This is a genomic window from Acinetobacter sp. SH024 (assembly GCF_000163635.1).
GTDB classification, from domain to species: Bacteria; Pseudomonadota; Gammaproteobacteria; order Pseudomonadales; family Moraxellaceae; genus Acinetobacter; species Acinetobacter pittii.
Genome location: NZ_GG753604.1, coordinates 76,094 through 100,688, shown reverse-complemented (window position 1 = coordinate 100,688; position 24,595 = coordinate 76,094). Strand labels below are relative to the sequence as shown.

The 24,595-nt window shown below is 38.0% G+C and carries 24 protein-coding genes and 1 tRNA gene; 12 read left to right on the top strand and 13 right to left on the bottom strand.

What is annotated here, in order from left to right; genetic code table 11:
* Positions 1-169 precede the first annotated feature (169 nt).
* A complete protein-coding gene (locus tag HMPREF0013_RS21515; protein WP_002116388.1) occupies positions 170-904 on the bottom strand; it encodes a phosphoadenylyl-sulfate reductase in 735 nt (244 codons plus the stop codon).
* Between the two features lie 184 nt (positions 905-1,088).
* Between HMPREF0013_RS21515 and thrH the strand changes: the two genes are divergently transcribed.
* The gene (gene thrH, locus HMPREF0013_RS21510) at positions 1,089-1,706 is read left to right on the top strand and encodes a bifunctional phosphoserine phosphatase/homoserine phosphotransferase ThrH (protein ID WP_002116438.1); all 618 of its coding nucleotides are present in this window, start codon (positions 1,089-1,091) and stop codon (positions 1,704-1,706) included.
* 58 nt (positions 1,707-1,764) lie between these two features.
* Here thrH and HMPREF0013_RS21505 read toward each other — a convergent pair whose 3' ends face one another.
* Together HMPREF0013_RS21505 and HMPREF0013_RS21500 are read right to left on the bottom strand one after the other, a co-directional pair.
* A complete protein-coding gene (locus HMPREF0013_RS21505; RefSeq protein WP_002116318.1) occupies positions 1,765-3,276 on the bottom strand; it encodes an OmpP1/FadL family transporter in 1,512 nt (503 codons plus the stop codon).
* A gap of 598 nt (positions 3,277-3,874) precedes the next feature.
* Positions 3,875-4,573 carry an NAD(P)H-dependent oxidoreductase gene (locus HMPREF0013_RS21500; protein WP_002116152.1) on the bottom strand — a complete coding sequence of 233 codons (699 nt, stop codon included), beginning with the start codon at positions 4,571-4,573 and terminating at the stop codon, positions 3,875-3,877.
* Positions 4,574-4,729: 156 nt separating this feature from the next.
* On the opposite strand from HMPREF0013_RS21500, the gene HMPREF0013_RS21495 reads away from it, so the two are divergent.
* On the top strand, positions 4,730-5,755 hold the full coding sequence (locus HMPREF0013_RS21495; RefSeq protein ID WP_025464193.1) for an AraC family transcriptional regulator: 1,026 nt from the start codon (positions 4,730-4,732) through the stop codon (positions 5,753-5,755).
* 57 nt (positions 5,756-5,812) lie between these two features.
* Here HMPREF0013_RS21495 and HMPREF0013_RS21490 read toward each other — a convergent pair whose 3' ends face one another.
* Together HMPREF0013_RS21490 and HMPREF0013_RS21485 are read right to left on the bottom strand one after the other, a co-directional pair.
* Complete coding sequence (locus tag HMPREF0013_RS21490) at positions 5,813-6,796, bottom strand: fatty acid desaturase family protein (RefSeq protein ID WP_002116459.1); 984 nt, start codon at positions 6,794-6,796, stop codon at positions 5,813-5,815.
* A 105-nt stretch (positions 6,797-6,901) separates the two neighbouring features.
* On the bottom strand, positions 6,902-7,702 hold the full coding sequence (locus tag HMPREF0013_RS21485) for a PaaX family transcriptional regulator C-terminal domain-containing protein (RefSeq protein ID WP_002116030.1): 801 nt from the start codon (positions 7,700-7,702) through the stop codon (positions 6,902-6,904).
* Positions 7,703-8,055: 353 nt separating this feature from the next.
* Between HMPREF0013_RS21485 and HMPREF0013_RS21480 the strand changes: the two genes are divergently transcribed.
* The 4 genes from HMPREF0013_RS21480 (at position 8,056) to hchA (ending at position 12,057) form a co-directional block, all read left to right on the top strand.
* Positions 8,056-8,874 carry an undecaprenyl-diphosphate phosphatase gene (locus tag HMPREF0013_RS21480; protein WP_002116515.1) on the top strand — a complete coding sequence of 273 codons (819 nt, stop codon included), beginning with the start codon at positions 8,056-8,058 and terminating at the stop codon, positions 8,872-8,874.
* Positions 8,875-9,033: 159 nt separating this feature from the next.
* Positions 9,034-9,930 (top strand): AraC family transcriptional regulator, encoded by an 897-nt coding sequence (locus HMPREF0013_RS21475; protein ID WP_005804668.1) that lies wholly within the window; start codon positions 9,034-9,036, stop codon positions 9,928-9,930.
* 32 nt (positions 9,931-9,962) lie between these two features.
* Positions 9,963-10,973: an NAD(P)H-quinone oxidoreductase gene (locus HMPREF0013_RS21470; RefSeq protein ID WP_078210291.1), complete on the top strand. Its 1,011-nt coding sequence runs from the start codon at positions 9,963-9,965 to the stop codon at positions 10,971-10,973.
* A 208-nt stretch (positions 10,974-11,181) separates the two neighbouring features.
* Entirely contained in the window at positions 11,182-12,057 is an 876-nt protein-coding gene (gene hchA, locus HMPREF0013_RS21465) for a glyoxalase III HchA (protein WP_002116447.1), read from the top strand.
* Between the two features lie 13 nt (positions 12,058-12,070).
* On the opposite strand, the gene HMPREF0013_RS21460 is transcribed toward hchA, so the two are convergent.
* Positions 12,071-12,143: transfer RNA gene (locus HMPREF0013_RS21460), tRNA-Arg, on the bottom strand.
* Between the two features lie 309 nt (positions 12,144-12,452).
* On the opposite strand from HMPREF0013_RS21460, the gene HMPREF0013_RS21455 reads away from it, so the two are divergent.
* Entirely contained in the window at positions 12,453-12,707 is a 255-nt protein-coding gene (locus HMPREF0013_RS21455; RefSeq protein ID WP_002116175.1) for a TIGR03643 family protein, read from the top strand.
* 85 nt (positions 12,708-12,792) lie between these two features.
* Here HMPREF0013_RS21455 and HMPREF0013_RS24770 read toward each other — a convergent pair whose 3' ends face one another.
* Together HMPREF0013_RS24770 and HMPREF0013_RS21450 are read right to left on the bottom strand one after the other, a co-directional pair.
* On the bottom strand, positions 12,793-12,933 hold the full coding sequence (locus HMPREF0013_RS24770; protein WP_077162469.1) for a DUF2256 domain-containing protein: 141 nt from the start codon (positions 12,931-12,933) through the stop codon (positions 12,793-12,795).
* Between the two features lie 4 nt (positions 12,934-12,937).
* Positions 12,938-14,461, bottom strand: coding sequence for a cryptochrome/photolyase family protein (locus HMPREF0013_RS21450; protein ID WP_002116547.1), 1,524 nt, complete (start codon positions 14,459-14,461; stop codon positions 12,938-12,940).
* Positions 14,462-14,748: 287 nt separating this feature from the next.
* Between HMPREF0013_RS21450 and nudC the strand changes: the two genes are divergently transcribed.
* Positions 14,749-15,528, top strand: coding sequence for an NAD(+) diphosphatase (gene nudC, locus HMPREF0013_RS21445; protein WP_002116282.1), 780 nt, complete (start codon positions 14,749-14,751; stop codon positions 15,526-15,528).
* A 79-nt stretch (positions 15,529-15,607) separates the two neighbouring features.
* Here the strand turns inward: nudC and HMPREF0013_RS21440 are convergent, their stop codons facing one another.
* Positions 15,608-16,987, bottom strand: coding sequence for an amino acid permease (locus tag HMPREF0013_RS21440; protein ID WP_002116340.1), 1,380 nt, complete (start codon positions 16,985-16,987; stop codon positions 15,608-15,610).
* Between the two features lie 378 nt (positions 16,988-17,365).
* Between HMPREF0013_RS21440 and prpF the strand changes: the two genes are divergently transcribed.
* The 3 genes from prpF to HMPREF0013_RS21425 all read left to right on the top strand — a co-directional run bounded on the left by prpF (position 17,366) and on the right by HMPREF0013_RS21425 (position 20,054).
* The gene (prpF, locus tag HMPREF0013_RS21435) at positions 17,366-18,553 is read left to right on the top strand and encodes a 2-methylaconitate cis-trans isomerase PrpF (RefSeq protein WP_002116337.1); all 1,188 of its coding nucleotides are present in this window, start codon (positions 17,366-17,368) and stop codon (positions 18,551-18,553) included.
* 162 nt (positions 18,554-18,715) lie between these two features.
* Entirely contained in the window at positions 18,716-19,627 is a 912-nt protein-coding gene (locus HMPREF0013_RS21430; protein WP_002116125.1) for a polyprenyl synthetase family protein, read from the top strand.
* 58 nt (positions 19,628-19,685) lie between these two features.
* A complete protein-coding gene (locus HMPREF0013_RS21425; protein WP_002116325.1) occupies positions 19,686-20,054 on the top strand; it encodes an MmcQ/YjbR family DNA-binding protein in 369 nt (122 codons plus the stop codon).
* A 71-nt stretch (positions 20,055-20,125) separates the two neighbouring features.
* Here HMPREF0013_RS21425 and HMPREF0013_RS21420 read toward each other — a convergent pair whose 3' ends face one another.
* From HMPREF0013_RS21420 to HMPREF0013_RS21405, 4 genes are all read right to left on the bottom strand, one after another.
* Positions 20,126-20,980, bottom strand: a complete 855-nt coding sequence (locus HMPREF0013_RS21420; protein ID WP_002116544.1) for an SPFH domain-containing protein — start codon at positions 20,978-20,980, stop codon at positions 20,126-20,128.
* Positions 20,981-21,008: 28 nt separating this feature from the next.
* Positions 21,009-21,470, bottom strand: a complete 462-nt coding sequence (locus tag HMPREF0013_RS21415) for an NfeD family protein (protein ID WP_002116499.1) — start codon at positions 21,468-21,470, stop codon at positions 21,009-21,011.
* 105 nt (positions 21,471-21,575) lie between these two features.
* Positions 21,576-22,493, bottom strand: coding sequence for a patatin-like phospholipase family protein (locus HMPREF0013_RS21410; RefSeq protein WP_002116244.1), 918 nt, complete (start codon positions 22,491-22,493; stop codon positions 21,576-21,578).
* 66 nt (positions 22,494-22,559) lie between these two features.
* Complete coding sequence (locus HMPREF0013_RS21405) at positions 22,560-23,186, bottom strand: lysophospholipid acyltransferase family protein (protein ID WP_002116508.1); 627 nt, start codon at positions 23,184-23,186, stop codon at positions 22,560-22,562.
* Positions 23,187-23,314: 128 nt separating this feature from the next.
* Between HMPREF0013_RS21405 and HMPREF0013_RS21400 the strand changes: the two genes are divergently transcribed.
* Positions 23,315-24,574, top strand: coding sequence for an MFS transporter (locus HMPREF0013_RS21400; RefSeq protein WP_002116253.1), 1,260 nt, complete (start codon positions 23,315-23,317; stop codon positions 24,572-24,574).
* Positions 24,575-24,595: the final 21 nt, after the last annotated feature.

Sequence of the window (24,595 nt, the reverse complement as noted above, 5' to 3'; positions counted from 1 at the left end):
ATCATTGTGCCTCATGCATTTTTCTAAGAAGCCCTTATATGAGCTCTTATTAGAATTATAGAACCGTAAAATTAAGTATATAGCGTTTAGAGTAGAGAAAATATGACTTTGTGTACGGAACATGACATAAAAAAAACCACTGATTTACCAGTGGTTTTTTGATATCCAGTTACTTTTTCATATTACCTGCGTGTAAGCCACACTCTTTTTGAGTGGCTTCTTCCCACCACCAGCGTCCTTCACGCTCATGTTGATTAGGTAATACAGGTCGCGTACATGGTTCACAGCCAATAGAAACAAAACCGCGCTCATGAAGAGGATTATATGGAATTTCCATCATACGGATGTAGCTCCATACCTCAGCACTTGTCCAGTTCGCTAGAGGATTATATTTAATGAGTTGCTTACCTGGGCCAGAGAAACCTGCATCAGCTTGTACTACAGGAATCTCTGTACGCGTACCAGGACTTTGATCTTTACGTTGACCCGTAATCCAGCCATCTAAAGTCGCAAGTTTTTTACGCAAAGGCTGAACTTTTCGAATACCGCAACATTCTTGATGCCCATCTGTAAAAAAGCTGAATAAACCTTTTTCGTTTACCATGTTTTGAACAGCTTCAGATTCAGGGAAACAAATTTCGATATTGATATTGTAGTGTTTACGGACAGTTTCAATAAATTGATAAGTTTCGGCATGCAGGCGGCCTGTGTCGAGACTAAATACACGGAATGGTTTGCCTAAGCGTGAAGCAATATCAATTAAAACAACATCTTCTGCTCCCGAAAACGAAATTGCAATTTCACCTTGTTGGCTTAAGGCAAGTTCTAAAATTTCTCGAGGGCTTTTGGTTGCATATTCAGCAGCAAGAGCATCTACGATCTCAATAGTCGGAATAACGGTCATGTGTGTTCCTGGCAAAAGGCTTGGGCGCATTGAGTTATGAAAAATATTCTAAAGGATAGTTAATAAAGTGCTTAGCACTTTAATTTCGATCCTTATGAATAAAATTGATTTGATCAATAACAACGCAAAACTGAAAATCTTAATGGTATGATACAGCAATTTTTAACCAACGTTGGAAGCATTCATGGAAATCGTATGCCTAGATCTTGAAGGAGTTTTAGTTCCTGAAATCTGGATCAATTTCGCTAAAAAAACAGGGATTAAAGAACTCGAAGCAACAACTCGTGATATTCCGGATTATGATGTTTTAATGACTCAGCGCCTTAATATCTTAAAACAACACGGTTTAGGCTTAAATGACATTCAAGAAGTCATTGCTGAGATGGGGCCATTACCGGGTGCAAAAGAGTTTGTTGAATGGGTGAGTACGCATTTCCAACTCGTGATCTTGTCAGATACCTTCTATGAATTTGCACATCCTTTAATGAAGCAATTAGGATGGCCAACAATTTTCTGTCATAAGTTAGAGACAGATGAAGAAGGTATGATCACCGCTTATAAACTACGTCAACCCGATCAAAAACGTGAGTCTGTTAAAGCACTGCATGGCTTGAATTTCCGTGTAATCGCTGCAGGTGATTCTTATAACGATACAACCATGCTTGGTGAAGCGGACCATGGTTTCTTATTTGATGCGCCTGCAAATGTGATTGCTGAGTTTCCACAATTTCCAGCTATTCACGGTTACGATGCATTAAAAGAAGCAATCCGTTCTGTTTCACAGCGTACAATCCCAGCTTAAGAATAAAGAATAAAAAAGGCGCTTAAAGCGCCTTTTTTTATATACATAATTTTTAAACTTAGAATTTATAACCAAGTTTTAAACCATAAGCGATGGCATTGTTGTCAGAGAAGTCTGCAACATATTCATCACTACCAGCTTGTGCACCTGTTTGAGCTTTAGCATCACCCAACCAGAAATATTTTACACCGCCAGCAATAAACGTTTGTGGAGTAGGGCTATATTGAAGACCTAAACCTACGTTCCAGTAACCTTCTGTTGGTCCTAGTGTTGTTACAGGGTTACCTGCACCAGAGTCCCAGCCTACAGACATATTACCAGCCCATTTATCGTTCAGTTTACGACCTACACCAGCGTTCACAGACCATTGGTCATCAGAGTATTCAACTAGGTTAAAGCCATTTGGACGTCCAACAAGACCACCTACAGCTTCCGATACTTTGCCGAATTTATATGGTTGAATTGAGAAATCTTTCCAGTTCACCCAACGTACATTCGCAAACGCAACAGTATCAGCCATGATTCCTGTTTGGAAATCAAGGTTTACAGACTGTGGTGTAGTAATTGTAGTTTTGCCTTCTGTATTAATAGCTTGAAGTTTAGACGCAGGAACATCTAAGCCCGCAAGTACTGAAGTAAGACCAGGGAAATTTAATATAGATAAGTCTTCATTAATATTCACTTTATGATCAATTTCAGATCGATAGGTTAAAGATGCTCTGAGTGCAATTTCAGGAATTTGATAAGCTGCACCTGCTAACCAACCTACACCAGTAGTTTCTTTAATATTTGCGTCATAACCATTATAAAGGCTATAAGCTTGACCTCGTAAACTTACATTACCTTTAACTGTTTGTAATACAGGACCCGCATAGAAGTTAAAGTTTTGAGTTGGTTGGAAACCAAGAACAAAAGATAAATTTTGTGTATCAACTTTAACTTTAGTTCCACCTGTACCTAAATAATTATTTGCAGCATTAATAGCAGCTTGGGTGTTTTGTAATGCTGTCAGTCCTGCACCTACAGTTGTATTTCCACCTTTAGCAACTTGTTGTAACGCGCCTAAGATCTCTGTTTGAGTCGGTTTTGTAGGATCACCGCCAGTAGCATTCGTCACAGCTATAAGAGCTGGTGTAAATGCTGATCCAGATGCTTGAACTAACTTGTTAATTGAGCTGGTTGCTAAGTCAGTTAATGCCTTTTGACTTAAAATAGTATCAGTGCCTGGATTTGAAACGAATACATTATTACCTGAATATTCTGCATCTGCTCCAAATGGTTGATCATAGAGTAGGCCGAAAGAGAATTTATCGTTGAGTTGTAATTTTAATGCCGCACTTGGAAAGTAATAATCATTAGCCATATCGCCAATATCGCGGCGTGTTGCGCTTGATCCTGCTTCTTTACCCGCTACATCTGGGTCTAAAACAGAAATACCTGCTTCAAAATAATTACCCGGTTGGAAGAATGCAGACATTGATTGTCCAGAGCGATCCAATGCTGCTGCAAAAACCCCAGTTGCAGGCAGCGTTGCTAAAATCATTGCAGTGCTCAGATGTTTTAATTTCATTTTAATCTTTCCTTGAACTTCAAGACATTTTTTTAAAAGTAACAGAGTTAAACCGTTTAAACTGTGTTGCCTTCAAAGCTCCTAATTACAAGTAATAGAAGCTTTGATAACTCCATGTAACAAAAATAGCATAATTACAATAAGAGTAAATCTGTTATATGAACTGGGCAGTACTCATTTTTTATACAAATAATGTCAATAATGGATGAAATATGAAGGAATATTTGCATTGTTAAATTAATTTAATTATTTGATATTTATATTTTTTATATATTAGTGGTGGCCTTTGTTTTTATGACATTTTTGTCGCAAATCCAAGAAAAATGGTCAAAGATTTTTTTGTAAAAATATGAGTTAAGTGATTATGAAATGAGTATTGGTAGTTATTTTTAGTTGATAAGTCCAGTTTCTCTACATCTGTATATTATTGATTCAATTTTATATTATTCATTTTATGAAAAAGTTCACCTTAATTTTTTTACCATTTGATCTATTTTTTGAGCGAATTTGGATTCTATATTTGAAAGTTATGTGTAATAAAAAACCGAAAATAATGATCTAAATTCGGTTATTTAATTCTAAGAGCTAAAACATCGCATTAGAGTGGATATAGTTTTTCATCAAATTGCTCAAGTTTGGGGAATTTTAATGACTCGAGCTGGTCCAGATGAGTAAGGTAGATTACATAGTCTTCAAGAAGGGTTTGTCGTGCTTCTTGGCTAATATACGGTACATGGTAAGCAATGAATGGAGGTAGGACTTCAAAACCAGCATATGCCAAAGTACCACGTTGAATCGGGGATAAATAATTTTCGATTGGGCCGTGAATTGAGTTTTCTCCAAACATGTGTGTTCTACCACCGAGTGTTAAACATAACATCGCTTTTTTACCTGCCATGCCGCCATGGTTGTAAAAACGCTTGCCCCCATAAAAAAGTCCAGAGACAAATACACGATCAATCCAGCCTTTTAAAATTGCTGGCACAGATGTCCAATAAAGTGGGAAATTTAAAATGACGAGATCTGCTTTTTTTACCTTTTCAGTTTCTGCTTGAATATCATGAGCTAGAAGTTGATTTTTGCTGGCATTTCTTTGCTCTAGAGCATAGTTAAAATACTCAGGTTGATTAAGCTCTAAGAAATCCGCTTTGGATGCAATAGGGTTAAATTGCATCGCATATAAATCTGAAATTTCTACACTGTGCCCCAATTTTTCTAAGGTTTGCTTAGCTGTATTTTTTAGAGCAGTGGTGAAAGACTGGGGTTCTGGATGAGCATGGACAATAAGAATGTTCATAAGGTGAGACCTGTATTCTTTTCAGAAATTGTGCTGTCTAGTGCAATTCAGCGGATTTTGTTTTGAATAACTATGCATCAATTTAAAAGCATGGCATAGTTCATGAACTGTCAGTTTTTACCATTTTGCGCCATTTTTTTGCTGATTGGTTTGTTTATGAATCCAGAATTACCCGGAACTTATATTAATTTAATTGTTGAGACTGTTAAGCGGTGGGGTGTCTCTGGTGAGCAGCTTTTAAATGGAAGTGGAATAACCTTAGACCAATTAGAAAAGCCTTACTGGTATGTTGAATTCAACATCTTAAATCAGCTTATTGAGCGGGCGATCGAGTTATGCAAAGAGCCAGCATTAGCTGGATATTTAGCTTTAAGCATGACGGCTTCATGTTATGGTTCAGTTGGAATGGCTGCCATAGTTTCTCCAAATTTAGGAGAAGCACTGAAAATACTTGAACAATTCATTGGTTCACGTTGTAAGGTCTTTAGACCGGAATTAAAACAAGAAAATAATGATGCTTGTTGGTCAATTCATCAGCCCGTCAATGCATTTCAGCTGAGCCCCAATGCCAACATTTTTTTGTTACTCGGTTTTGTTCAAATTGCGAAAAAATTAACAGGGCTTTCTCATTTGGGAAAAGTTGAATTACAAATGCCAGAGCCGATAGGTTTTGACCAAATCAGTCATCAACTGGCTGTGACTTGTTTATTTAACCAAAAGGGTAATCGTTGGATATTTCCAAAAGAGTATTTAGCACAATCTGTATTAACGGCAGACCCAATGCTAGCGCCGTTATTAAATGCGCAATGTAAGCGGGATATAGAGAAATTAAACTTAAAAAGTGGTTGGAAAGGACAAGTCAAACAAGTTGCCGAAAAATTGCTTTTGAATGGGGAGATTGAGACATTAAAAGTTGGGCAAGTGGCTCATATCATGAATATGTCAGAGCGAACCCTGCAACGCTATTTAGCTCTTGATCACACTAGTTTTACCTTTTTGGTGGACTCACTGAAAAAGGACCATGCCCAGAAACTTTTATCTCAAAATAATATGTCGGTTGAAAAAGTGGCTTTAATACTGGGTTATGCCGAAACTTCTCACTTCACTCGTGCGTTTAAGCGCTGGATGGGGATGACGCCTAAATATTTCCAAACCAAACATAAGATGGATGATTTAAGTTAAAAGGCCACAAATTTAATTTCATGGCCTTTCATTTATGATTTGAGTCAATTAAGTAGATTATTCTGGCTTAGATGAGAGTGAATCAATCACTTCAAAATAGCTAGGTGGTGCTGGAACATGGCCGCGCTCTCTCAATAGACGATGCATACGTGGCAGTTTGAAGTAGGGGACCGAAGCCATTAAATGGTGTTCCATGTGGTAATTGACATGAATAGGCGCTACAAAACTTCTAGCAATCCAACCTGCACGTGTAGTACGGGTATTAGTTAAAGCGGTATTACTCGTTTGCATCCCTGCATGTTCGGCCATTGAGCGAATTCTTAAAAATAATGGAAACGGTGTCAAATACGCTAAAGGCCATAACCAATAAAACCGTTGCTGACCAAAAGCTTTTAAAACACCATAAAGAGCAACATTGGTAGCAATGGCACCACTAATGTTTTTTATAAGACTTTTGGCATAGTCAACGAAATCTTTATTGCTTCGATCTAACCAGACTTGATGATTTGCAACGGTCCATTTCATTAGATCTAGGTCCATTAACACTCGACCAAAGCCAAACTTTAATCCCGTCATACCCGTTAAGTCGCGTAAAAATTTACGAGTAAGCGATTTTTTGCTTACAGGAAAACCAGAAACTAACGAAAGGTCAGGGTCATCTGGAGTAGAGGTTTTTGCATGATGACGAACATGATGTACGCGATATTTTTGTAGATCATTCCAGATTGGACGGGCGCATAGCCATTCGCCTACAAAGTCATTTATTTTTTTATTTTTGAATAAACTTTTATGGGATGCATCGTGCATTAAAATTGCGAGGCATAACTGACGGCCAGCTAAAACAGCTAGAGCAAGCATACATGCTAATAATTTTCCCCAACTCGGTAAGTAATCCCACATCATAATTAAGCTGGCAAATGTTCCTCCAATAACAGCCCATGTGCTAGTAACGGCCCAAGCGCCATATGCATCTGAAGGTTCTGTAAGCTCTTGTATTTCTTCTCTGCTAAATAGATCGGTAACACTCACCTGTGCATTCATTTTTATTCTCCCAAATTAGAGTTTGGTATCCATATTTTATATTACAAATATAGTCATAAAAATTTAAAAAGTGAAATATTTGTTTGTAAAAAAATAAATCGCCCGTTAGTGGGCTAATTCATTTTCATAAAGTTTCTGCCACAGCTTTTGTCCAATCGAATCGAGCTGTTGTACATTTTGAGCAAACTGATTGCGGGCATGTTCGTCAACAAATGGAGAGGGCAGTAGAGGATCATTCATGAGTAAGGTAATTGTTTCGCGTCCTAATAACAAAGCTTGAGTGGCGGCCTCGTTTAAGGATAAATTTTTATAATTTAAAAGCCATTCTTGGATATCTTGACTATACATTTCATAGTTCTTTTCAAGCTGTTTGGTATCCCACAAAGAAGGAATTAACGAAACTGTTTTTGAGTCAAGTTTTTGAATAATAGAAATTTTAGCTTCATTTTCAAGGCCCGCTAATACGAGCTCTTCACATGTTTTTTCAAAGCTATACGCTAAATTATCTGGACGTATATAAATTCCAGTTTCGAGCTCTCTAAAACCAAATTGATGTAAAGCGCGTTCTCTCTTTTTTAAAGCGGTCCGATCAATACGACCCAAAGTTCCAGTAAAGACTGCCAGATAGTGTTGTTGCCATTCTTTAGTCTGCTTAATGCCATTTTTACGATTCAAAATAACTTTTGCCCATTCTTTGGTTGATGGCGAAAGTTGATAAATACCGCGTTCTACACTTTCTATCATCCCTTCATTTAATAGCCGAGTCGTAGCCACACGAATACCGTTGTCACTCATATTAAAAAGTTTAGCGGCAATTAATATTTGTTTAATGGTGAGTTGAGGGTAGGCCGAGGAAAGAAATAAATCGATAATGAGATGGCGTGCATTAATTTTGGTATTTTTCATTCAGATTGAATTTTTGATATGAGTTGCATTTGATCAGAATAATATCATGTTTTTTTAAGGACTTTTTAAGATCATTTTGTAGAGTAAGTTAAGGTAAAAAGCTTTGTCTATAATAAGAAAAACTTTGGCAGTTATTAACCAAGTTTTATCTTTTTACGATAGTTAACCCAAGTTTGTCATCATGATGTGATACATTATCGCACTTTAAATAAACTGCCTTTAACTAGGGGCAATAACCACAAACGTTAGAAATGATCTGATATTGAACTTGTGTTAAGTCTAATTTGGGACTTACCAATTTCGATAAAATAAATTTTAGGTCGTTCTAATCATTAACTTTCTTTGAGCAAGTTATGGAAAATTTTGAAGTTATAAAAGCACTGTTTTTAGGCTTTGTCGAAGGCTTAACTGAATTTTTACCCATCTCGAGTACAGGCCATTTAATTTTATTTGGTCATATTATCGATTTCCACTCAGACGGCGGTCGTGTATTTGAGGTCGTAATCCAGTTAGGTGCTATTTTGGCAGTGTGCTGGTTATACCGACAAAAAATTATTAACTTGATTAAGGGATTCTTTAGTGGTGATGTGGAATCACGTCATTTTGCGATTAGTGTGCTTATTGCATTCTTTCCAGCAGTCATTATTGGTGTTCTAGCTGTCGACTTTATTAAAAGTGTTCTATTTAGCCCAATTGTGGTTGCGATTGCCTTAATTGTCGGCGCCCTGATCATTTTCTGGGTTGAATCTAGACAGTTTGAACATAAAACACTCGATGCAACTAAAATTACTTTTAAACAAGCACTTTTAGTAGGTCTTGCTCAGTGTGTGGCGATGATTCCGGGAACTTCGCGTTCAGGCGCAACAATTGTAGGCGGAATGTTTGCAGGTTTATCACGCAAAGCTGCTACAGAATTTTCTTTCTTCCTTGCTATGCCGACCATGCTGGGGGCTGCGACTTTTGACTTGATTAAAAATGCTGACGTACTCACCTCAGACAATATGGTTAATATTGGGGTTGGATTCGTTGCTGCTTTTATTGCCGCGCTGTTTGTTGTAAAAGCATTGGTACTGTTTGTTGAGCGTCACACGTTGCGTGTATTTGCTTGGTACCGAATTGTACTTGGTGTAATTATTTTGATTGCAGCAATGTTCTTTAATTTATCGGCTTAAATAATCTTATAAATTGAAAAAAACCTAGAATGCTCTAGGTTTTTTTATGCCTAAAAATTGATTTGAATTGCCTATTTATACAAAGTAAACGCAAGACAGATGTTTTCATTTTAAGTTCATTGTTATATTGATTATTAGATTACCTCTCACAATAAAACTATGCCGCAAAATCATCTTACAGAACATTTGGTCGATGCATTTTTGCACTTGGCTCCAGCAGAAGGCCTCTATCCTACTTTTATTTCTAACATCACTTTGATGCGTGTAGATCATTCCACACCACCTATTGCCGTGCTGCAAGAACCCTCAATTGTTTTAGTGATACAGGGGTTAAAGCGCGGATATATTGGTAAAGAAATCTTTCAGTTTCAACAAGGACAGTGCTTATTTATCTCAATTGCAATACCGTTTAATTGCGATACTGTAGTTGAAAATAATGAACTCATGTTGGCAATCGCAATAAAGTTTGAACCACAAATGATGGCTGATCTCATTACTAAAATGGATAAACAGCAACAAGTGGTTACTGAAGATGCTCATTCAGAAGATTTAAAATTAAGCTGTGGGCTTAGAGTGATTGACATGAATGCCACCATTTCAGATGTTGCTCTCAGATTGCTCAATTTACTTCGTTCTAAACAAGATACTTTTATATTGGGTGAGCAAGTTAAAAGAGAATTGGTTTATCGTGTGGTGCAGGCTTCAGGCGGCAATCTAGTCGAGAGCTTATCGGCTATGGCAAGTCGAAATGGCGTGATTTACACCATTTGTGAAATTATTCAACGTGATTATTATCATAACTTAACGGTTCAAGAGTTGGCGAAACAAGCGGGCATGAGCATATCGCTTTTTCATCAAACTTTTAAAAAGGTGACGAATTATTCGCCCTTACAGTACATCAAAATTACTCGGTTACATAAGGCACGCGAGTTAATCACGAACAATAAAATGGGAGTCGCAGAAGCCGCCTATGAAGTTGGATATGTTAGTGCTTCTCAATTTAGCCGAGAATTTAAGCGACTGTTTGGAGTTCCACCCAAGTCTTCAATTATTTAACGTAGATTAGTATTTTGAAATATAAATCAAACATGGAGCATTATATGACCCTTCCAACAACCATGAAAATTATTGAAATTACGGCTCCTGGTGGACCTGAGGTTCTAAAAGTTCAAGATGCAAATATTCCAGCACCTCAAGCAGATGAAGTCTTAATTGAGGTAAAGGCTGCTGGAATTAACCGCCCTGATGTATTGCAGCGTATGGGTTTATATCCAATGCCTAAAGGTGTTACTCAAATACCCGGACTTGAAGTCGCTGGTGTCGTGGTTGCTGTAGGTGAACAAGTCGATCAATTCAAGGTTGGAGATAAAGTTTGCGCCCTAACAAATGGCGGTGGTTATGCTGAGTACTGTGCGGTAACAGCAACTCAAGTATTACCAATTCCTGAAAATTTATCTTTTACACAAGCTGCTGCGATTCCGGAAACATTTTTTACGGTTTGGGCAAACCTATTTGATATTGGCCGTTTAAAGAAACATGAAACTGCATTGATTCACGGTGGGGCAAGTGGTATTGGAACCACAGCTTTAGCGATTTGCCAAGCTTTAGGGATTAAAACTTTTGCTACGGTTGGTAGTGAAGATAAAATTAAAGCACTCTCTAGTTTCACCACAGCAATTAACTATAAAACCCAAGATTTTGAGCAGGAAGTTTTGAAGCACACTCAAGATCAAGGTGTTGATGTCATTTTAGATATTGTAGGTGGTTCTTATTTCACGAAAAACCTAAATCTATTAAAACGTGATGGCCGATTGGTCATTATTGGTTTTATGGGGGGACGAATCGCAAAAGAATTTGATTTACAAAAACTGATTTTAAAACGTGCCACAATTACGGGTTCAACGATGCGAGCACGTAATAGCCAAGAAAAAGCACAAATTGCCCAATCTTTGAATGAGCATGTGTGGCCATTATTGGCTCAAGGTAAATGTTTACCGCAAATCTATAAATCGTATGCTTTTTCAGATGTACAAAGTGCTCACGCATGTATGGAACAAGGTGATCATATTGGAAAGATCGTTTTAGAAATGAATGCGTAACGCTGTAATCATTGAAGTTTGGGCGAACGACAGGTTCGCCTAAACTGAATTTTATAATTCTAGATTCTGCCTATTTCTCTATAAAAATTGCCAAATTCTATTGGCAGATTGCACCAGTTCTATAACTTCACCTATAAATTGAGTAAGAAATAACAATTGGTTCTTACCTTATTATTTCTTTCCATACTGATGAAAAAGGATAGTAACAATGAATACCGCAAATATTGATGATAAAAATCCTACTCCAGATTTGGCTGAAGATAATGCCTTTTTCCCATCACCTTATTCACTAAGTCAATATACTGCTCCTAAAACCGATTACGATGGCACGACTTATTCAACGCCGTATACAGGCAATAAAAAAGTTTTAATGATTGCAACTGATGAACGTTATATTCAGATGCAAAACGGTAAGTTCTTTTCAACAGGTAACCATCCTGTAGAAATGCTTTTACCGATGTTTCATTTAGATAATGCTGGCTTCGAAATTGATATTGCGACACTTTCAGGGAACTCTGCCAAACTTGAAATGTGGGCAATGCCAAAGCAAGAACAAGTGGTGTTAGACACCTTTCAGAAATATGCAGATAAATTAAAAAATCCGCTAAAACTAGCTGACATTTTAGAAAATGCAGTCGGTGAAAACTCACCATATACGGCTGTATTTATTCCGGGTGGGCATGGCGTATTAGCTAAAATTCCACATAGCCTTGAGGTGAAAAAAGTTCTTAAATGGGCGGTTGAACAAGATAAATTTATTATTACGTTATGTCATGGTCCAGCTTCATTACTAGCTGCGGCAGTAGGCGAACAACCTGAGAATTATATTTTTAAAGGTTATCAAATTTGTGTATTCCCTGATTCATTAGATAAGGGAGCAAATATTGATATTGGTTATATGCCGGGGGCTTTACCTTGGTTAGTAGGTGAAAATCTTGAAAAGCTCGGTGTCGAAATTTTAAATAAGGGCATTACAGGTCAATGTCATCGAGACCGTAAATTGCTAACTGGTGATAGTCCACTTGCTTCTAATAATTTAGGAAAACTTGCAGCTGAAACATTGTTGGCTGAAGTGAAGGATTAACGTATTAAGTTTGTGCGCCCTGCGGGACTCGAACCCACGTCGGTCGCTTAGGAGGCAACTGCTCTATCCAGTTAAGCTAAGGGCGCATAATTTTATGATTATAAACAAAAAAGCTATTGCGAAGGCAATGGCTTTTTTACGTTTTAGTTATTAAAAACTTTTGCCAGAGTGGCCAATAAAGATAAAGTTGAACCATTCAACGGTTTCAAACACTTATGTCTGTAGAAAAACAGTTTATAAAGCTAAAAAATCACAAAAACTTCATGTTTGTCTTTCTATGATCTCAAGCAAAACACGAAAAGGTTTAAGACAAGCAATTGAGTAGATGAAACTATTCCCGAAAGGTTGTTTGTTAAAAATCAGATTTAGCTACCTATAATTCAAAAGGGCAGAGCATGAAAAAAATTGATGAACAGGACTTATCTAGAATTATTGAAATGGCATGGGAAGATCGCACTCCATTTGAAGCAATTGAGCGAGAGTATGGCTTAAGCGAAAGCGAAGTTATTCGTTTAATGAGATACAACCTAAAAACCAATAGTTTTAAACTTTGGCGTAAACGTATGGCAGGGCGTAAAACTAAGCATCAGCAATTACGTTCACCAGAGGTTGAACGAGCTTACTGTTCTCGTCAGTATAAATATGCTTAACATCATCATATATAACCAATTGAAATATAGCTGATTCAACAATGAAGAGTAGTGTTGAATCAGTTAAAACAATCGCGTGGAATATTTACTTATTTGAGCGAGCCTGTCGTTTACATCTTTCAGAGCAATATTTTACTTCTTCCCAGCAACGCTCCCATTTCTTTCGCCAGTCAAAAGGGCGTTGACAATAGACACATATTTTCTGGGGTAGATGCTGTTTTTTCATGATCTTAAAGCTCATCAAGTTGATGAATAAGTAACTTTGCATGCTGCATGACAGAAGCTTTATCTTTCATACGATCAAGGTTTTTGTAGACCATAGCCATTCTGGGATTTTGACGAAATATGGCCTCATGCTGGCTCATAAAATACCAATACAAGCTGTTAAATGGACAACTGTCTGGTTCAGTTTTTGTTTTGACGTTATATGTACACTGCTGACAATAATTTGACATTTTATGTATGTAATTACCTGATGCAGCATAGGGTTTACTTGCCATGATGCCGCCATCAGCATACATGGCCATGCCTAATGTATTCGGTAATTCGACCCATTCATAAGCATCTACATAGACAGCTAAATACCATTCGCAAATTTCTGATGGATTTACACCTGCTAAAAGTGCAAAGTTGCCTGTAATCATTAAACGCTGAATATGGTGAGCGTAGCCATGTGCAAAGGTATTTCTGAAACACTCGGCCATACATGCCATTTTTGTATTACCCGTCCAATAATATTGTGGCAGCGGCGTGCTGGCATGAAGGGTATTTTGATCACTATAGTCAGGCATAGATAACCAATATATTCCACGCACATATTCCCGCCACCCTAATATCTGCCGAATAAATCCTTCTACTGCATTTAAGGGAGCCTGTCCGCTGTAATAGGCTGTTTGAGCAGCGTCACACACTTCTTTTGGCAACAACAATCCACAATTTAAATAAGGTGAGAGCAGACTATGAAACATAAAATCTGAACCATAAACCATGGCATCTTGATAATCGCCAAAGTGAGGTAAGATGTTAGAGATAAAATGATCTAGAGCAAGTAGGGCATTTTGACGGGTAGTTGCCCATTGAAAGGAGTTGATATTGCCGATATGTTGTGAAAATTCTTTCTTGACCAGTTGAATAACATCTATATCAATTTGATCATGCTCAAAGGCTAATTTTGATGGCAAAGATGGATTGCCTGACCATGCTTTTCGATTGGCTTGATCAAAGTTCCATTGCCCGCCAACGGGTTGTTGGTCATGCATTAAATAGTGAGTTTGCTTGCGCATTTCTCGATAAAAGTATTCCATTCTTAGCGTTTTATATTTGTTTGCCCATCGCTTGAATTGTTCTACAGTACAAAAGAAGCGATCATCTTCTAGACACATAACAGGTAGTTTTAGCTTGTTAGCCCATGAAGTTTCGATTTCATGTTGTAAGCGATACTCACCACATTGGGTAATGACGAGAGTATTCGCCGAGAAGTGTTGCTGCTGCAAAGCAATAAAGTCGACTAACTTTTTTATATGACTTTCGCGCTTAAATGTGTGATAACGGATTTTCCAGTCCTGTGCTTTTAATTCTTTTGCAAAGTGACGCATTGCACTAAAAATCAGCGCTATTTTTTGTGGATGATGAGCAACATAAGATGTTTCCTCAAGTACTTCAGCCATCAAGATAACGTCTTCATTCCGGTTTAAATACTTGAGCGTTGCGAGTTGGTGATTTAATTGATCACCCAGAATTAAACCAAATCGCATATTTTTGCTTCATGAGATGGAACTAAAACTAGTTTAAGTTTTCAGAGATCAATTTTATGTGAAGCAGAGCTTCTAAGTTCATCACTGGTCAGTTAGCTATAAAGTCATAGATATAACTTAAAAGCATAGCGTGCGTGAATAAAATGTGATTTTAATCAAAAAGATACAAATTAAATAAATTGAAGATGTTTGCCAGTATGCGTAAGATTTTTAAAAAATATGTTTAAGCTTGATCCTTTTGAAGGAGCCATAGAGGCCATCGAAAGGTTCTTCACTCGAGTATATAAATGGATACCAACAACCTTCCTATTGCTTATATTTTTCAGCAGCAACAACTTTTGGTTGATGCGAATTTTAATCTACCTTGCCTTGAACAGCAGGAATATGATTTACCTATACAAGCAGACCCTCTAGTAATAGCAAGAGATTTCCAAGAAAGCGAACTTATACCAAATGGATATCAGTTTATACCCATTCGCCAACTCTTACAGTATTGGACTAAACCTCAGTTTGAGCAGGCAAGTCGCGCTTTTCAGTTGCTAGAGTGGCGTCGTAATCATCAGTTTTGTAGCCGTTGCGGACATAAAACCCAACAGCATAAGACTGAATATTCTATGACTTGTCCAGCATGTAACTTTAGTCAATATCCTAGAGTTAATCCTTGTGTGATTACTATTATTACACGTGGAGAGGACGAGATTTTGCTGGCTAAAAATGCCAGAAATACGAGCCAGATGTACAGTTTAATCGCTGGCTTTGTCGAGGTAGGGGAAACACTAGAAGATGCTGTGCGACGTGAAACATTAGAAGAAGTTGGATTACACATTAAGAATATTCAGTATTTGGCGAGTCAACCATGGCCATTTCCGAGTAACTTAATGTTGGCTTTTAAAGCTGAATATGAAGCGGGCGAAATTGAAATTCAGGAGAAAGAACTTAGCGATGCTCAGTTTTTCAAATTTAATCAATTACCTGAAATTCCATTTAAAGGCAGTATTGCTCATGCAATGATTATGCACGTTATTCATGGCACACCAGTCGCTGATGATACGAAACGGTGGCTTTAAACTGAGATTCAGATATGGCTTTAATCTTATAGTTTTAAATAAAAAAGCCATTGTCTAGACAATGGCTTTTTAGATTTATTTATTCTTCAGGATTCACAATGGAATCTAGTTTTTTAGGATTTAAATAGTCAAAAAGTACGAGCATTGCCGTAATCCAAATAGGGATCATCATTACTGACTCTTTGAAGCCTTGAGTCCACATAATATAGAGAACCACAGCAATAAAGGCTAAAACTAAGTAATTACTAAAAGGTGACCATAACGCTGGAAAAGAAGTCTTAATATTCGCGTGCTTAACAAAGCGTTTATACTTCAAATGTGTAATTGATATCATTGCCCAGTTTAGAACAAGTGCACCAACTACAACATACATGAGATGTCCAAGAGCATCTTCAGGTACAAAGTAATTTAAAAGAACGCAACCAAAGATTAATAAAGCAGAAAGTAAAACAGCGGGAATAGGAACCCCCTGTTTATTGGTTTTTGCAAAAACTTTTGGTGCATTCCCTTGTTGAGCAAGACTGTAGAGCATACGGCTATTTGCAAACATCCCACTGTTATAAACAGATAGAGCAGCAGTTAAAATAATAAAGTTAAGTAAGTGTGCAGCCCAACCAATACCCATTTGGCTAAAAATCATAACAAATGGACTTTTGTCGAGACCGCCAAGATCTAATTGGTTCCATGGCACTAATGAAAGTAAAATTGCCAATGAACCGATATAGAAAATCAAGATACGGAAAACGACTTGGTTAATTGCTTTTGGAATCGTTTTTTTCGGATCTTTTGCTTCTGCTGCGGCCATACCAATCAGTTCAATACCACCAAAGGCGAACATCAAGAAAGCCAACATATAGAAGAGGCCGCTAAAGCCATTTGGAAAAAATCCACCATGAGACCAAAGGTTACTAAATGAAATATTTGAGCCTACATCTGCTGTAAATAGCAAATAGAGTCCAAAAACAATCATAGAGATGACCGCAGCAACTTTAATAATAGCGAGCCAGAATTCGGACTCACCATAAAATTTGACGTTTGTTAGGTTAATTGCCGTAATCACGACAAAGAAAAATAAGACAGACGTCCACGCTGGAATATGAGGCCACCAATAATTAATATATTTGGCCACTGCGGTGAGTTCGCTCATCGCAACCAGAACGTAGAGTATCCAATAATTCCATCCGGTTAAAAATCCGGGAAATTTCCCCCAGTATTTATACGCAAAATGGCTGAACGATCCTGCAACAGGTTCTTCAACAATCATTTCTCCCAGGTGGCGCATAATTAAAAAAGCAATTAAGCCACCAATGGCATATCCTAAAATAATGGATGGTCCCGCAGATTGAATCACTTGCGCCGAGCCTAAAAATAATCCGGTACCAATTGCTCCACCCATAGCAATTAATTGGATATGTCGATTTTTTAGTCCTCGTTGAAGTGTAGAAGATTCGTTGGTCAAAGGTCTTCACTCACTATGAATAAGTAAATTATTCTAATAGATGGAGTTATTTTAGCCTAGACTACAAATTAATAAGCAGTGACTGAAAAGTAATTGTAAAAACTATTTAAAATCATAATCTTGCTTTTAATATTTCTATTTCGAGTGAAAAGTACTCTAAAAAATATAATTTCAGATAGACTTTTTTTCTTAGATTTTGCTTAGATTAAGTCATTGCAAGAGCATTGTTAAATTCACAAAATATGCTCGCGTCAATACGATTGATGTATAAAGCAGATCGCTATCTCTTGGCCTTAAAACAATTTAAGATGAAGAGAAGGGTAAACAAGAATGCTTGTTTTGATATAGAAGAACATAATAGTAAGGATAACAGTTGATATGAGCTCAGTACCGCAAATTAAAATTCCAGCAACTTATATGCGTGGTGGAACTAGTAAAGGTGTCTTTTTTAAACTTGATGATTTGCCGGAAAGAGCTCAAGTTGCAGGTCAAGCAAGAGATCAGCTGTTACTACGTGTCATTGGTAGTCCGGATCCTTATGGAAAACAAATTGATGGAATGGGTGGTGCTACTTCGAGTACGAGTAAAACCGTTATTCTTGCTAAAAGCACTCAGCCAGATCATGATGTCGATTACTTGTTTGGTCAGGTTTCAATTGATCAAGCTTTTGTAGATTGGAGCGGTAACTGCGGTAATTTAACCGCGGCTGTTGGTTCTTTTGCGATTTCAAATGGCTTAGTTGATGCCGATCGTATACCAGAAAATGGCCTATGTACGGTTCGAATTTGGCAAAAAAATATTCAAAAAACTATTATTGCTCATGTGCCTATTACCAATGGTCAAGTTCAAGAAACTGGGGACTTTGAACTGGATGGGGTGACGTTTCCTGCCGCTGAAGTTCAAATTGAGTTTTTAGACCCAGCCGATGACGGTGAAGAAGGCGGTGATATGTTCCCGACAGGAAATATCGTTGATGAATTAGATGTTCCTGATATTGGCCGTTTCCAAGCGACATTCATTAATGCAGGTATTCCAACCATTTTCTTAAATGCAGAAGATTTGGGTTACCAAGGTACAGAGTTGCAAGATCATATTAATAGTGATGCAACTGCACTAGCACGTTTTGAAAAAATTCGTGCCTATGGCGCGGTGCAGATGGGTTTAATTAAAGATATTTCAGAAGCGGCTGCTCGTCAGCACACACCCAAAATTGCTTTTGTCTCTAAGCCAAAAAACTATACAGCTTCAAGCGGTAAGTCAGTTTCAGAGAGTGATGTCGATTTATTGGTTCGAGCTTTGTCGATGGGTAAATTACACCATGCGATGATGGGAACAGCAGCGGTTGCGATTGGCACAGCAGCTGCCATTCCAGGCACTTTAGTAAATTTAGCGGCTGGTGGTGGAGAACGTGAAGCAGTACGTTTTGGACATCCATCTGGAACATTACGTGTTGGTGCTCAAGCGGAACTGATTAATGATCAATGGGTCGTGAAAAAAGCCATTATGAGCCGTAGTGCACGTGTGTTAATGGAAGGTTGGGTACGCGTTCCAGGTGACAGCTTCTAAAAGTTGTTAAATAAGAAAAAGCCTCTCAATTATGTAGAGGCTTTTTTACAGTTGCCTTCAAAAACTCATCACCCACTTTTAACAGTGAATCGTGTATGATGTAGCGCATGAATGCTTCATGACATTCAATAAAATTTCTCTACTGATTTTATCGAGGCGACTGTGTCATCACTCTCTCAAGTTAATGCGGATGTTTTAAAACAAGCTCAACAACGTATTCAACAAGATTTATTGACGACACTGGCTGCATTTTCAATTCCAGAACCTCTAAAAAGTGCAGTACACCATGCAGTTATGCTTGGTGGAAAACGTGTGCGTCCGGCTTTGTGTTATGCCACTGCTTCTTTACAGCCAAATCCAAATTTTGCTGCGGCCCGCCGTGCTGCGGTTGCAGTTGAACTTATCCATTGTTATTCACTAGCGCACGATGATTTGCCTTGTATGGATAATGACTTACTGCGTCGTGGTCAGCCGACTTGTCACGTTGCATTTGGTGAAGATACGGCTTTGCTTGCAGGCGACATTTTACAATCAATGGCTTTTGAGGTTTTAGGTAGCCGTTTGTTTGATGAACAAGGGCAGGGTACCGATGCCGCAATTGTACTAAAACAAATGCAGATTTTAGCAACTGCCAGCTCTAAAATGGTCTCTGGACAAGTTTTAGATTTGCAAGCTGAAGGCAAGAAAATCACTCAAGACGAACTTGAAAATATCCATCGTAATAAAACTGGTGCGCTCATTCAAGCGGCTATTATGATGGGTGCCGTGACCATTTTCTCTGGAACAGATCAAGCAATTCCAAAGTTGCGTCAATATGGGCAGACCATTGGACTGGCTTTTCAAGTATTAGACGATATTCTCGATATTACTTCGAGTACGGAAACCTTGGGTAAAACCGCAGGTAAGGATGAACAAGTACAAAAATCGACGTACCCAGCCTTAATGGGGCTCGAACAAGCAAAGGTCTATGCTAAAGAATTGCATGATCAAGCTTTTGAAGCTTTAGCTCATTTTGGTGATGATGCCAAAGAATTAGTAGATATCTCACAATTCCTTTTAGCACGTACCAATTAATAATATTAAATCAATATTCATAACTTCTATTCATATTCAATGAATAAGGGAGAAAAGAATGAATGGTGCTCAGCTTCATCAAGCTGCAATTGAAATCGCTCGCAATCTTCCTTTTAGCCAACAGGACCATCCATTTGGTCCAGACTATGAAGTTTTTAAAATTTTAGAAAAAATATTCATGCTGACAGCAGAAGTAGCTGACGTCAAAATAGTTAATGTCAAATGTGATCCGTATAAAAGTCAGGAATATCAGGAGCTCTATTCATTTATTATTCCAGGCTATCACATGAATAAAAAGCACTGGATTTCGATTACACCGCATAAGAACTTAACAAGCGATTTACTTCAAGATTTAATTCAGGATTCTTATGATTTGGTTGTAAAAAAACTACCTTTGAAAGATCAGAAAAGATTAAAAAACCAATAATATAAAAGATAAAAAAACGGCGACATAGTAGTCGCCGTTTTGATTTCAATTACGTATTAAATGTAACTAAATTAATTATGTTTTCCCATAATTCCGCGAATTGTATTTAAAACATCTGCTGGTAAAACCACAGTTTTAGCATTGCTCGATTTCGCCATATCTTGCATTGCTTTGACATACTGTTCACCTAACAGATAAGCAACAGGCGTTTCTTTATCACCCACTGCACTTGTCACCATCTCAATGGCTTTTTGTGAAGCTTCTGCCAAAACAACTTGTGCTTCTGCATCACGGCGGGATGCTTCTAAGCGACCATCAGCTTCTAAAATTGCAGCTTGTTTTTCACCATCAGCTCTCGTTACTGTCGCACGGCGTTGACGTTCTGCCGCAGCTTGAGCTTCCATGGCAGCTTGCATGGTAGAAGAGGGCTGAATATCTTGAATTTCAACAGTTTTTAACGTGATCCCCCAATCTGAAATATCATCAGAAATCGCAGCTTTGAGCTTCGCTTTAATATGATCTCGTGAAGACAAAGCATCATCTAGATCCATTTCACCGACAATAGAACGTAATGAAGTTTGTACAAGGTTTTGAATTGCCCATGTATAGTTTTCAATACCATAGACCGCTTTTTCTGGTGTGGTTAAATTAATATATGCCACAGCATTCATGAGTAATACAGCATTGTCGCGCGTAATCACTTCTTGAGATGGGATATCTAACACAATATCTTTAGTGGTAACTTTATAGGCCACTTCATCAACATAGGGAATCACGAAATTAAGCCCCGGATTAAGGGTAGAATGATATTTCCCTAAACGTTGAACAATCCACTTATAACCCTGAGGAACAATACGAACCCCTTTAAAAATGGTGACAGCCACAAAAGCCAAAAAGGCTAAAACAATAATAGTACCGACTGGCATGAAAATACCCTCTCTTTATCTTTAATGTTTATGAAGTACCATGGGACTGGACAATTAAGTCGTTACCCGAAATATCAATAACTCTAACACGATCACCGACTTTGACTGGTGTGGTGCTTCGGCAGTTCCACTCATCAGCCCCTAAAATGGGCATTGGAAAGCGAACGATAATTTGATCATGGTCGAGACCGGTTTGAATCACCATACCAATTTGACCAATAGTCGCTTCACGGGGTAATCCCGCCTTAGTCTTATCAATTGATAATGGTTTAATAAATTTGAACCAAAGAATGGTGCATAGCACTGACAGAACTATCCACAATATAATTTGCGTTGTGAGGCTAATATCTGGAAATAACCAGTAGAGAAAGCACACCATAATGGCGGCAATACCAAACCAAAGCGCGGCAAAGGCGGGTAGAATCAGTTCAGAAAGAATAAGTAAGATACCCAATACAAACCAGTGCCAAGGTTGTATAACAAACTCCATAGATCTGCTCTTTTATATATCTTTATGATGGGTAAAAGTGACTCAATATCACTTTTACCACTGTAGCAGATGATGGGGAGTGTGGATAGAAAAAAACCACCTCAATTAGAATTTAGGGCGTGGTGCAGGCTTAAACGCAGCTGGAGATTTTTTGAAGTTTGCAATTGCAGTTTCAACTTGGCGTATTTGCGCTTGAGCTGCTTTTTCGCCTTCCAAAATTGCTTGGTTACTTGATTTGAGATCAAGGGTACCTAGATGACCAACTTTAGGTTGAATGACAACATTGGCCTGCTTGAGCTCTTCATTAATACTTTGTTGACCCATGATATTAATGGTTTGATCCAGTAGTCCCCACATATTGGCTGGGCGATTTCCTGCTGGACGTGCAGAAATATCAACAGCAATCACAATATCTGCACCCATATCACGAGCAGTTTTAACAGGAATTGGGCTAACCAATCCACCATCTACATATTTCTGCTTGCCAATTGTTGTTGGTACAAACACATTTGGAATACTACAAGATGCACGTACGGCTTGGCCTGCATTACCTTTAATGAAGTCAGCTTTTTGACCATTATCAAGGCGTGTTGCCACGGCAGCAAAACGGATTGGGAACTTCTCAATCGGTTTATTGCCTACATTACGGTTAACGTAGTCCTGTAACTTTTGTCCAAGAATGATACCCTGACGATTAAGTGTTAAATCGCGGATATCTGACTCTTGTAACTTTAAAGCCAGACTTTGCAATTGATAAGGCGTTTGTCCACTTGCGTAGATACTTCCAACAAAGCTACCGGCACTGGTACCCGTGACAATTTTAGGTTTAATTCCGTGAGACTCTAAAACCTTAATTACACCAATATGTGAAAATCCTTTTGCTCCACCGCCACCTAAAGCAAGTGCAATCACAGGTTCACGGGCTTTCATTGAGGTTGTCGGTGTTGGTGTTTTGCTAAATTTATCACAGCCAAATAGTGCTAGAGAGATAAATCCAATACTGGCAAATTGAGCAATTTTCATCTTTAAAAATAATCTACGTCGAGATAAATTAAGAGGGCTCATGAGACCAGATTTGCTCAATTTTTGCTAGGTTTTTTTCACTAGATTTTGTAAAGGTTCGGCAAGCCAATTACGATTTTTAGGTGAAATTTTTCCTTCATAACGCTCAAAAATCTTGGTGAGATCTTCGTCGTAGTTGCCACTTGGGTTTAAGTGCCCTAAACAGTGAATCGTCTTATGATCATAATCAAAAGAAAACATCACAATGGGAATATTGGCTTTTGCAGCAATATGGTAAAAACCACTTTTCATTTTTTTTGCTTTTTTACGTGTGCCTTCGGGCGCCATTCCAATCCAGATCTTGTCATATTTTTGAATGGTTGCAACGACTTGCTCAGTAAGTCCATTGGCTGTGTCACGTTTAACTGGAATAACTCCAGCCCAATCTAAAGCTCGTTTAAATGGTGGTTTAAAAAGGGCATCTTTACCTAGGACCGTAATTTGGATACCTAATCCGAAAATCGCAAGAAAGCCATACCATCCATCAATATTGGAAGTATGGGGGGAAATAATCGCCACTGCTTTTGGCAAATTAGGAACTTCGCCTTCAATTGTCCAACCTTGCGCTAAAAAAAGTTTTTTAAATAGCGCTCGGCTTAAAGCAGTACCGCGTTGAGGTACTAAATCAGGTAAATTAGGGAAATGTTGATCCATATTTTTTTAAATTTTAACTTGTCCTAGTTTTATCTTAATCTTTTGAAATATATGCTTCATTGGCAAAATGTAAGAACAACATGACATTTGATGTTATTCCTCATTAAACAAATAAAAAGTAGGTTTCTATGTTGCGGCAGCAAAATCTTTATCTTCTGCTATTTTCTTTATATTGGGCACAAGGACTGCCTGTTGGGTTTATGACCCATGCTTTACCTGTGATTTTAAGGGCAGAAGGAGTTTCACTTGCCCACATTGGTGGCTTTGGCTTATTAATGTTGCCGTGGTCAATCAAGATTTTTTGGGCGCCATGGGTCGACCGACACGCACTTTCCCGTTTAGGACATTATCGTAGTTGGATTCTACCTACTCAGTTTTTGACTGTGGGTGTACTGTGTATTTTGTCTTTTTTCCCTGTTCAAGCTTTAGATCAACCTATTTATTTATTCGCATTTTTTATTTCCCTTCTTTTTATGAACTTAACTGGAGCAACACAAGACATTGCTACCGATGCTTTAGCAGTCAACTTGTTAAAACATGATCAGCAGCATTGGGGCAATACATTTCAGGTCATTGGTTCGCGGTTAGGTTTTATTGTTGGGGGAGGCGCCGTACTTTGGTGCTTAGACTGGTTAACATGGCAACCCACTTTTTTGCTATTAGCGACCATAGTATTTTTAAACACTCTACCAGTTTGGTTATTTAAAGAGCCTCAACATACTTCTCATGCGAGTCGCGAACTCAAACTTGATCAGCAAAATTTAGTTCTAAAAATTAAAGCTTACCTAAGATATTTCTCTCAAAATAAAGAGCTCCGCTCTTGGTTAATGGTACTGATCACTTTTAAAGTAGCAGACGGCTTAGCAGGGCCATTACTTAAACCTTTAATGGTGGATATAGGATTAAGTTTTACTCAAATTGGTGTTTACATCACGATGCTCGGTGCAGTAGCAGCACTCGCTGGGGCGGCAATAGCAGGAGGAGTGCTTAAATACTTTTCAAGACCAACAGCATTAATTGGCTTTTCAGTTTTTAAAATTATGAGTCTAGGAGCCTATGCTTATTTAGCCTATGCCTATGAACAAAAAATTCAGCTGAATGTCTGGGTTATATATACAGTCAATGCTTTAGAAGATGCATTCTCGGCAATGCTATTGGTAGCTATGTTGACTCTAGTCATGCATTACAGTCGAAAAGAATATGCGGGAACAGACTTTACCTTTCAGGTTTCAGTCATGGCGACTGTTAGCGGTCTTCTTTATAGTTTTAGCGGTGTGATTGGAGATGTACTCGGTTATTTCCATTATTTGATAGCTATTGTCATTATTGCAGTGATCAGTTTACTGCCTATTTTCCTCTGGAAACATGAGAAAGTACAGGAAAAATAATGTTAACTAAATGAAATAAAG

What these genes read in the sequence shown, in the direction of transcription:
- HMPREF0013_RS21410 (WP_002116244.1), bottom strand. Translation starts at nt 22,493, where the DNA reads ATGAAAATTGCTCAATTTGCCAGTATTGGATTTATCTCTCTAGCACTA.
- HMPREF0013_RS21400 (WP_002116253.1), top strand. Translation starts at nt 23,315, where the DNA reads ATGTTGCGGCAGCAAAATCTTTATCTTCTGCTATTTTCTTTATATTGG.
- HMPREF0013_RS21480 (WP_002116515.1), top strand. Translation starts at nt 8,056, where the DNA reads ATGGAAAATTTTGAAGTTATAAAAGCACTGTTTTTAGGCTTTGTCGAA.
- HMPREF0013_RS21425 (WP_002116325.1), top strand. Translation starts at nt 19,686, where the DNA reads ATGAATGGTGCTCAGCTTCATCAAGCTGCAATTGAAATCGCTCGCAAT.
- nudC (WP_002116282.1), top strand. Translation starts at nt 14,749, where the DNA reads ATGGATACCAACAACCTTCCTATTGCTTATATTTTTCAGCAGCAACAA.
- HMPREF0013_RS21455 (WP_002116175.1), top strand. Translation starts at nt 12,453, where the DNA reads ATGAAAAAAATTGATGAACAGGACTTATCTAGAATTATTGAAATGGCA.
- HMPREF0013_RS24770 (WP_077162469.1), bottom strand. Translation starts at nt 12,933, where the DNA reads ATGAAAAAACAGCATCTACCCCAGAAAATATGTGTCTATTGTCAACGC.
- HMPREF0013_RS21515 (WP_002116388.1), bottom strand. Translation starts at nt 904, where the DNA reads ATGACCGTTATTCCGACTATTGAGATCGTAGATGCTCTTGCTGCTGAA.
- hchA (WP_002116447.1), top strand. Translation starts at nt 11,182, where the DNA reads ATGAATACCGCAAATATTGATGATAAAAATCCTACTCCAGATTTGGCT.
- HMPREF0013_RS21495 (WP_025464193.1), top strand. Translation starts at nt 4,730, where the DNA reads ATGAATCCAGAATTACCCGGAACTTATATTAATTTAATTGTTGAGACT.
- HMPREF0013_RS21490 (WP_002116459.1), bottom strand. Translation starts at nt 6,796, where the DNA reads ATGAATGCACAGGTGAGTGTTACCGATCTATTTAGCAGAGAAGAAATA.
- HMPREF0013_RS21475 (WP_005804668.1), top strand. Translation starts at nt 9,034, where the DNA reads ATGCCGCAAAATCATCTTACAGAACATTTGGTCGATGCATTTTTGCAC.
- HMPREF0013_RS21505 (WP_002116318.1), bottom strand. Translation starts at nt 3,276, where the DNA reads ATGAAATTAAAACATCTGAGCACTGCAATGATTTTAGCAACGCTGCCT.
- HMPREF0013_RS21450 (WP_002116547.1), bottom strand. Translation starts at nt 14,461, where the DNA reads ATGCGATTTGGTTTAATTCTGGGTGATCAATTAAATCACCAACTCGCA.
- HMPREF0013_RS21415 (WP_002116499.1), bottom strand. Translation starts at nt 21,470, where the DNA reads ATGGAGTTTGTTATACAACCTTGGCACTGGTTTGTATTGGGTATCTTA.
- HMPREF0013_RS21500 (WP_002116152.1), bottom strand. Translation starts at nt 4,573, where the DNA reads ATGAACATTCTTATTGTCCATGCTCATCCAGAACCCCAGTCTTTCACC.
- HMPREF0013_RS21420 (WP_002116544.1), bottom strand. Translation starts at nt 20,980, where the DNA reads ATGCCAGTCGGTACTATTATTGTTTTAGCCTTTTTGGCTTTTGTGGCT.
- prpF (WP_002116337.1), top strand. Translation starts at nt 17,366, where the DNA reads ATGAGCTCAGTACCGCAAATTAAAATTCCAGCAACTTATATGCGTGGT.
- HMPREF0013_RS21485 (WP_002116030.1), bottom strand. Translation starts at nt 7,702, where the DNA reads ATGAAAAATACCAAAATTAATGCACGCCATCTCATTATCGATTTATTT.
- HMPREF0013_RS21405 (WP_002116508.1), bottom strand. Translation starts at nt 23,186, where the DNA reads ATGGATCAACATTTCCCTAATTTACCTGATTTAGTACCTCAACGCGGT.
- HMPREF0013_RS21470 (WP_078210291.1), top strand. Translation starts at nt 9,963, where the DNA reads ATGGAGCATTATATGACCCTTCCAACAACCATGAAAATTATTGAAATT.
- thrH (WP_002116438.1), top strand. Translation starts at nt 1,089, where the DNA reads ATGGAAATCGTATGCCTAGATCTTGAAGGAGTTTTAGTTCCTGAAATC.